Source organism: Pseudomonas sp. Pseusp97 (genome assembly GCF_047304025.1).
GTDB lineage: Bacteria > Pseudomonadota > Gammaproteobacteria > Pseudomonadales > Pseudomonadaceae > Pseudomonas.
In genome coordinates, this window is the sequence record NZ_JBGLYK010000580.1 from 1 (window position 1) to 250 (window position 250).

A 250-nucleotide genomic window follows, 5' to 3' on the forward strand; every position below is an offset into this window, starting at 1 on the left:
GGTGCGTTCCCCGCCGCGCCGGTTATTGCCGATACACGCATGACGACGGGTTACAAGGGAGCGCGTCGCAAGGTGCTGGTGATCGACGACGTCGCGATGAACCGCGCGGTGCTAGTGGAATTTCTCGGCCGGCTCGGGTTCGATATTGTTGAAGCAACAGGCGGCCGCCAGGGACTCGCGAAAACGTTGAGCGAGCGACCGGCGCTGATCGTGACAGACATCGTAATGACCGATATGGATGGACTGGAAG

Annotated in this window: 1 protein-coding gene; it reads left to right on the plus strand. The window is 60.8% G+C overall.

Features of this window, described 5'->3' with window-relative positions:
• Window positions 1-250: two-component system response regulator (locus tag ACCC94_RS30405; protein ID WP_413353259.1), on the plus strand; the 250-nt coding region annotated here is incomplete at both ends.